The following is a 7,254-nucleotide window of genomic DNA, read 5'->3' as shown; positions in this document are numbered from 1 at the left end:
GGGAATACGTCATGCACGACGGCGACGTCTGCGACTTCCGCTTCAACGTGTAAACCCTTGCGCCTGGGGCGATCGGCAAAGCCTCAGGCGCACGATCTCCCTTCGGGAGGTCTTGACCAGTTCTGTCCTGTGCTGCTGACCTCGGCCGCTCGACGGACCGCCGCGCTGCCTGCCCATGCTCTCGAGATCCCCTTCCGGTGGGTCCCGCGCGCCCTGTGATGTTCGTTATAGCCGTGTGCTATTCGTTGCAACCATAGGATGCGCCGGTTCGAACGACGGAGGGCTGGATGAAACCGCATTACATGTATCGGTGGGTCAACAATCACGGGTTGGTTCTGCTGTTCAAGAAGATGCTGATCCGGCGTGGCAATCCGTTCGCCCGGTTGATCGGCGGCGCGGAGGGTATCGAGAATCCGTACGCGCTGATCGAGGAGATGCGCGGGGAGGGCGGGTTGATCCGTGCCCTTCCGGTATGGATCACCTTCGATCACGACATGGTCCGGGAAATCCTGCGCGACAACCGTTTCGGTGTCGGTATACCGACGGTGTTCGGGATTCCGGGGCCGGTGATGCGCGCGCTGGAGCGGCGGCCCCTCCCACCGAATCTGATGGATCCGCCGTCGATGCTGGTGGTCGACGATCCCGAGCACAACCGGATGCGCAAACCGGTCTCCGCGGCGTTCACCCCGCGTGCCATCGCCCGGCTGCGCGACCGGATCGAGACGGTCACCGGGGAACTGCTCTGGGCGCTCCCCGACGACGGGCCCACCGACCTGGTCTCGCGGTACGCGGCGCAGGTCCCCATCGCCATCATCTCCGAGATGCTCGGCTTCCCGGACGCCGACCGCGAGATGTTCCTGCACTGGGGTGACGACATCAGTCCGTTGCTCGACCTCGGGATCTCGTGGCAGACGCACCAGCGGGCGATGGAATCCTCGGAGCGACTGCACCAGTATCTCGTCGAGCACCTCGAGCGACTTCGCGCCGAGCCCGGCGACGACATCCTCAGCAGCCTGGTCACCTCGGGGGACCTGTCCACCTACGAACTGTGCGCGTCGGCGACCCTGCTGATGGCCGCGGGCTTCGAGACCACGGTCAACCTGATCGGCAAGGGCATCGTCTGGCTGCTCCAGCACCCCGAACAGCTGGACCGGTTGCGTGCCGAGCCGGAACTCTGGACCAACGCGGTGGAGGAGATCCTCCGGATCGATCCGCCGGTGCAGTCCACCGCGCGCACCACCAGGACAGCGCTGGAGATCGGTGGTGTCCGGTTGCGCGAGGGGTCGACGGTGGTGCTGTCGCTGGCCGGCGCGAACCGCGACCCCGCCGTGTTCACCGACCCGGCCCGCTTCGACGTAACCAGGGGCAACGCCAAGAATCATCTGTCCTTCAGCAGCGGTAGTCATGTGTGCCTCGGCGCTGGTCTGGCCCGGATGGAAGCCGCGCATGCCCTGCGCGCGCTGTTCGAGACCTATCCGGATCTGCGATTGACCCATCCGCCCACCCGCCGGCCGCTGTTCACCCTGCACGGTTATCAGCACCTACCCGCGCACACCGGTCCACGCGTCCGCAGCCAGGTCCCCATCGGCTGACCCGCTCAGCACGCCCCGCCACCGGGTGAGCTCGACGAGCGACACCTAGGTGGTGTTCTGCGCACCCTCGGAGGAGCGGTCCAAGCACTCGGGGACCTGCTGGTGAAACCCGTTTCGGTGGAGAGTTGAACCTGTCACCACACGCGAAACCGGAGGCTCCGATGTCGATCATCAGCACAATCGCCCACTCGGCGGAGCGTCGTGTCTCGGTGTCGACCGGTGACGGGGTGGAGCTCGCGGTTCGTGAGTACGGGGCGCGGAACGCGGACATGACGGTTGTTCTCATTCACGGGCATTGCCTGCGGACCGAATCGTGGACGGATGTGCGGGACGCGCTGCTGCGCGAGCACTCCGGTGCCAAGGTCGTCTGCTACGACCATCGAGGGCACGGCGACTCCGCAATCGCGTCGAGGAAGACCTACAACATCGAACAGCTCGGTCATGATCTGCACGACGTGCTCGACGCTGTCGCGCCGACCGGCCCGGTCGTGCTGGTCGGGCATTCGATGGGTGGCATGACCGTGCTGACCTACGTCGACCAGTACCGGCACGAGGTCGGGACGCGCATCGTCGGTGTCGGGCTCGTCGCCACCGCCGCGAGCGGGCTCGCCGACGCGGGTTTCGGCCGGCTGCTGCACAACCCGATCGTCCCTGTCTTCCAGGCCGCGGTGCGGTGCGCACCGCGGCTGATGCAGCACGCGAAAGTGCTGGCCTGCAAGGTCTTCGCCCCGGTCGTGCGCGCCGCCGAGTTCGGTGATCGCAAGGTCAGCCGGCGCGTGCTGGCACTGGCCGAGGCGATGCACAACGCGACGTCGATCGTGACCATGGCCACCTTCCTGAGCGCCTTCAAGACCTTCGACCGCACCGCCGCCCTGGGCACCCTCTCGACCGTTCCCACCATGATCCTGTGCGGTTCCGCCGACCTGATGACGCCGCCGTCGCATTCGGTCGCCATGGCCGCCGCCGTCGACTACGCCGACTTCGTTCAGATCGACGGCGCGGGTCATTCGGTCATCCTGGAACAGCCCGCCCAGGTCGCCCAGGCCATCGCCCGGCTGGTCGCTCGCGCGGACCGCGCCGGTCGGCCCGCACGCGCCCAGCTGGCCCTCGCCGCCTGAGTCAGCCACCGGCGCAGGATCAGCTCTCGTCGAGCTGGGGACGCCGGACGGATCGGCCGGTGACGTCGGCGAAGTAGCTGCTACGGTCCGATTCTGTGATCGTTTGGCTCAACGGGACCCATGGCGCAGGCAAGACGACGACCAGTGGGCTCGTGCAACAGCTGATTCCGGATTCGCGGGTGTTCGATGCCGAGAAGGTCGGTGAGACGCTCATGGACGTCACGCCGGGGCTGCCCGCGACGAACAACTTCCAGCATTGGCCACCGTGGCGCCCCCTGGTGGTCGAGACCGCCCGGCACATTCTCGACTACACCGGCGGCACGCTGGTGATGCCGATGACCGTGCTGGTCGAGCAGTACTGGCGCGAGATCAGTACCGGGCTCGCGCGGCACGCGATCCCGGTACGGCACTTCGTCCTGCACGCGGACCAGCAGACCCTGCGCGGGCGTATCGAGGGCGACACCGTTCTCGGTCCGTCGGCATTCCGTCTCGCGTATCTCGAGCCCTACGCGGAGGCTGCCCGTACGTGGCTGCACAGTGAGGCCGAGGTCGTGGACACCACGCTTCTCACCCCTGGTGAGGCTGCCCAGCGGATCGCCGACGCCGTGAACAAGTGACGGCCGGTCGAGCGAAGTCTGCTCGAGCAGTCGGCTAAGCCCTGTCGAGTTCGAGTTCTATTGCGCTGGTGAGGAGCTGGCGAGCTCGGGGGAGGGGCAGCGAGCCGCTGTGCCAGCGTTCGCTGAGGCCTTCCACCAGTGTGGTGAGGCGTTCCGCGGTGATGCCGGCGTCGACGGTGGGCGCGACAGTGCCGGATTGCTGGGCTCGGCGGATGAGGGTTTCCACGTCGGCGTTCCAGGCTTCGGTGGTGGCGCACAGGGGCGCGCGCAGGTCGGGGTGGAAAACCGCGCTGGCGCGCAGTTCGCCCCAGGCGACGCTGGTTTCGCGGACTCGGTCGGTGTCTTGGAGTTCGAGCAGCAGCATGTGCTCGACCTGCGCGCGCGCATCGGTCGCATCGGCGGCGTCCGTGTAGGTCTGGGCGCGGTGGTTGATGTGTTCGAGCGCGGCGCGCAGGATGCCCGCGCGATCCTTGAAGTGGTAGTAGATCAACGCGGTGGACACTTCGGCCGCCGCGGCGAGCTTCTCGACGCGCAGGCCGCGTACGCCGTCCTCGGCGATGACGCGGACGGCGGCTTCCATGATCTGGGTACGACGGTCCGACACGATTCCTCACAGTAGGCGCACGTGATCGCGGCGGTGGTGCCGCTGCCGGGCTCAGCCGGCGGGTTCCTGCTGGGTGGTGCAGTGGATACCGCCGCCACCAGCGGCGATGCCATCGATGTTGATCTGCACCACCTCCCGGCCGGGAAACAGCCGCTCCAGGGTGGATTTGGTGGCGGCATCGGTCGCCGGATCACCGAATTCGGGGCCGACGACGGCACCGTTGCAGACGTAGAAGTTGATGTAGCCCGCGGCGAAATCGTCGTCCGCGAACTGCTCGCGCACCGTGGCCGGACCCTCGAGCACCTCGACTCGCAGCGCGCGACCGTGCGCGTCGGTCGCCGAGCGCAGGATGTCGAGGTGGCGACGGGTGACGTCGTAGTCGAAGGAATCCGGGTCGTTGTCGAGCCCGGCGACGACCACGCCGGGACCGGCGAAGCGGGCGTAGAAATCTGTGTGCCCGTCGGTGATGTCCGCGCCCGCGATGCCGGGCAGCCAGATCACCTTCTCGATACCGAGCAGGTAGTCGAGTTCCTCTTCGACATCGGCCTTCTTCCAGCCGGGGTTGCGATTGTTGTTGAGTACGCAGCTCTCGGTGATGATCGCCGTGCCCTCTCCGTCGACCTCGAGCGCGCCGCCTTCGAGTACCAGATCGGTGTGCAGAGTCTCGACGCCCGCGCGGCCGGTGACGAACTGCGCCACCTTGCTATCGGCGCGGTAATCCTGCTTCTCACCCCAGCCGTTGAAGTTGAAATCCACACCGGCCCTGGCATTGCCGCTCCGCACGAACACCGGGCCGGTGTCGCGCATCCACAGGTCGTCGAGGTCGGTGGTGATCAGCTCCACGTTCGCGTTACCGATCAGGCTCTGCGCCCGTGCCAGATCGCCGGGGCGCACCAGCATCGAGACCGGTTCGAAGCGGGCGATCGTGGTGGCGATGGTGGCCAGGTTGCGCTGGACCTCCGGCACCAGCTTCGCGCCCCAGATCTGCTCGTCGGCCACGAACGCCATCCAGGTGCGCTGGTGCGGCTGCCCCTCCTCGGGCATGAGCCAGGTCCTGTCGTCGCTGTCTGCACTGTCGTCGCAGCCCGCCACCAGCACGCTGAACGCGGCCATCGTGGCCTGGACGAACGTACGTCGTCGCATCGGGTTCTCCTTTCCGCTGTCGAGAACCGTACATCCTGACTGAAAATTTAGTCAAGAATGGCGATCCGTGTCAGCCAGGTGACGGCGTCGTGGTTTCACGACTTGACGACCGCCAGCGCGGAGTGGGGCCGGACGTCTCCCACTGCGGGGTGGTGGAGGCGGTCGACCTCGGTGAATCCGGCCGCGCGCAGGACTTCGGCGAGCTGGTCGGTGGGGTAGCGGTAGGCGGTGGTGACTTTGTGGGGGAAGGGTTCGACGGTGTCGGTGGACTCGAAGAAGCCGATCACCAGGCGGCCGTTCGGGGTGAGCACCCGGTGGAATTCCGCCAGCACGGTGGGGAGTTCCGCGGGGGGCATGTGGATGAGCGAGAACCAGGCGAGGATGCCGGGGACGGACGCGGTGGGCGCATCGAGGGAACGGATCGAGCCGAGTTCGAACGCGATGTCCGGGTAGGCCGCCCGCGCGTAGGCGATGAATTCGGGGACCAGGTCTATGCCGGTGGCGGGGACGCCGGCGTCGGTGAGGAACTTCGTGAAGTGGCCGGGGCCGCAGCCGAGGTCGAGGACGGGGCCCGGGGCCAGGTGGGTGAGGGCGAAGGCCGCGTCGTCGGGGGGGAGGTCGGAAGGGGAGCCGAACAGATCGATGTAGAGGGTGTGGATGGCGGTGTAGGCGGCTTGGACGGTGTTGTCGGGCACCCGGTCGACGCTAGTCACTGAACAGGGCATGCCCGGTTTCGTCCATCGTTTGTGATGGGAAGACCCGGGTAGTCGAATGTAGGGAGCCGTTTTCCCAGTCGTAGACACGAAGGGATCGACGATGCCGATCAAGCCTGTTCGACGCATTGCTCGCGCACTGCTGGGGACCACGTTCGTGGCCGCCGGAGTGAACGGGTTGATGAATCAGAAGCCCCGCGCCGCCGCCGCCAACGCGCTGGCCGACAAGGGCAGGACCGGCCTGCCCGACGCACTCGCGGCACGGGTGCCCGACGATCCGAGTCAATTCGTCCGCGTGAACTCCGCGGCGCAGGTGGTCGGTGGGTTGTTGCTGGCCAGCGGACGCGCGCCGCGGCCCGCGGCCCTGGTGCTCGCCGCGACCGTGGTGCCGGGAACCGTCACCGAGCAGGACTTCTGGGCCGAGAACGACCCGGACCGCAGGGCAGCCAAGCGGGTGGGGTTCTTGAAGGACCTCGGGTTGCTCGGCGGGCTGATGATCGCGGCGGCCGATACCGAGGGCAAGCCGTCGCTGGGCTGGCGGGCCCGGCGAGCGTTCTCGCGTGAGGAGCCCCGCATCGCGGCCGAGGGCGCTGCCATCGCCGCCGCGGCCAAGGTTCGGGGCGCGCACCTCGCCGATGTCGCCCACGAGCAGGGCGCGCATCTGGCGGAGGTCGCGAACGAGCGAGGCACCGCGCTGGCCGAGATCGCCCGGGAACGTGGGCCGCAGCTGGCGGACGCGGTGCGCAGCCGCAGCGCCCATCTGGTCGAGGTGGCCAAGGATCGTGGCCCCGAGGTGGCCGAGGCCGTGCGCAGCCGTGGCGCGCACCTGGTCGAGGTGGCCAAGGATCGAGGTCCCGAGGTGGCCGAGGCGGCGCGCACCCGCGGTGCCCAGATCGCCGACGTCGCCAAGGAGAAGGGTCCCGAGCTGGCCGAAGCCGCGCGCGAACGAGGCACGTATCTGGTGGATACGGCTCGCGAACGCGGTTCGGAATTGGCCACCGCCGCACGGGAGCGTGAGGAGATCGCAGCTCCCGCACGCCGGTGGTCGAGGCGATAGCACTCGAATCTCCGAGGCCGGGCCACGATGACGAGGTGAACCCGGCCGGTCTGTTCGTTATGCCCCGATAATCGTGGTCTGGCGTTCCCACCTGCTGTGGCGCACCATAAATCCGGGGTCGGGCATACCGACGAACTCACCGCGCGAACCTGACATCGGGGCAATCCGGCGAATTAGGTTTGGCGGTGAGTTCTGGTGTGAATACTGGGCATTCGCAATGCTTTTCGACAGAGTGGGATTCATCTGATGTTGTCCGGTCGTGAAACGTCCAAGCCGTATGCCGTTCGAGTCGCAGTGGTGGGAGCGACGGTACTGATCGGACTGCTCGGTTCGGCGGGAACCGCTGCGGCACTTCCGGGTTCGGGCTCGGCATCCGGTTCGGCCAGTGGTTCCGCGAACCTGGCCTCGGG

At 67.4% G+C, this 7,254-nt stretch carries 7 protein-coding genes; 4 read left to right on the top strand and 3 right to left on the bottom strand.

Annotation, left to right across the window (positions count from 1 at the left end; genetic code table 11):
- The first annotated feature begins 287 nt into the window (after positions 1-287).
- The 3 genes from ACFWF3_RS17700 to ACFWF3_RS17690 all read left to right on the top strand — a co-directional run bounded on the left by ACFWF3_RS17700 (position 288) and on the right by ACFWF3_RS17690 (position 3,327).
- A complete protein-coding gene (locus ACFWF3_RS17700; RefSeq protein ID WP_379314490.1) occupies positions 288-1,592 on the top strand; it encodes a cytochrome P450 in 1,305 nt (434 codons plus the stop codon).
- A 161-nt stretch (positions 1,593-1,753) separates the two neighbouring features.
- Complete coding sequence (locus ACFWF3_RS17695; protein WP_378996566.1) at positions 1,754-2,710, top strand: alpha/beta fold hydrolase; 957 nt, start codon at positions 1,754-1,756, stop codon at positions 2,708-2,710.
- Between the two features lie 95 nt (positions 2,711-2,805).
- Positions 2,806-3,327 carry an ATP-binding protein gene (locus ACFWF3_RS17690; RefSeq protein ID WP_379314489.1) on the top strand — a complete coding sequence of 174 codons (522 nt, stop codon included), beginning with the start codon at positions 2,806-2,808 and terminating at the stop codon, positions 3,325-3,327.
- Positions 3,328-3,361: 34 nt separating this feature from the next.
- On the opposite strand, the gene ACFWF3_RS17685 is transcribed toward ACFWF3_RS17690, so the two are convergent.
- The 3 genes from ACFWF3_RS17685 to ACFWF3_RS17675 form a co-directional block, all read right to left on the bottom strand.
- Entirely contained in the window at positions 3,362-3,931 is a 570-nt protein-coding gene (locus ACFWF3_RS17685; RefSeq protein ID WP_379314488.1) for a TetR/AcrR family transcriptional regulator, read from the bottom strand.
- A 51-nt stretch (positions 3,932-3,982) separates the two neighbouring features.
- Complete coding sequence (locus ACFWF3_RS17680) at positions 3,983-5,074, bottom strand: agmatine/peptidylarginine deiminase (protein ID WP_378996559.1); 1,092 nt, start codon at positions 5,072-5,074, stop codon at positions 3,983-3,985.
- A 95-nt stretch (positions 5,075-5,169) separates the two neighbouring features.
- The gene (locus tag ACFWF3_RS17675; RefSeq protein WP_378996557.1) at positions 5,170-5,769 is read right to left on the bottom strand and encodes a class I SAM-dependent methyltransferase; all 600 of its coding nucleotides are present in this window, start codon (positions 5,767-5,769) and stop codon (positions 5,170-5,172) included.
- A 121-nt stretch (positions 5,770-5,890) separates the two neighbouring features.
- Here ACFWF3_RS17675 and ACFWF3_RS17670 point away from each other — a divergent pair, with 121 nt between their 5' ends.
- Positions 5,891-6,844, top strand: a complete 954-nt coding sequence (locus tag ACFWF3_RS17670) for a DoxX family protein (protein ID WP_379314487.1) — start codon at positions 5,891-5,893, stop codon at positions 6,842-6,844.
- Positions 6,845-7,254 lie beyond the last annotated feature (410 nt).

Source organism: Nocardia sp. NPDC060220 (assembly GCF_042727815.1).
In the GTDB taxonomy this organism is placed as follows: Bacteria; Actinomycetota; Actinomycetes; order Mycobacteriales; family Mycobacteriaceae; genus Nocardia.
The sequence above is the reverse complement of the archived record's forward strand: the minus strand, read 5'-3'. Positions and strand labels throughout refer to the sequence as shown.

Coding starts and splice junctions, on each gene's coding strand:
- ACFWF3_RS17680 (WP_378996559.1), bottom strand. CDS start 5,074: ATGCGACGACGTACGTTCGTCCAGGCCACGATGGCCGCGTTCAGCGTG.
- ACFWF3_RS17695 (WP_378996566.1), top strand. CDS start 1,754: ATGTCGATCATCAGCACAATCGCCCACTCGGCGGAGCGTCGTGTCTCG.
- ACFWF3_RS17670 (WP_379314487.1), top strand. CDS start 5,891: ATGCCGATCAAGCCTGTTCGACGCATTGCTCGCGCACTGCTGGGGACC.
- ACFWF3_RS17700 (WP_379314490.1), top strand. CDS start 288: ATGAAACCGCATTACATGTATCGGTGGGTCAACAATCACGGGTTGGTT.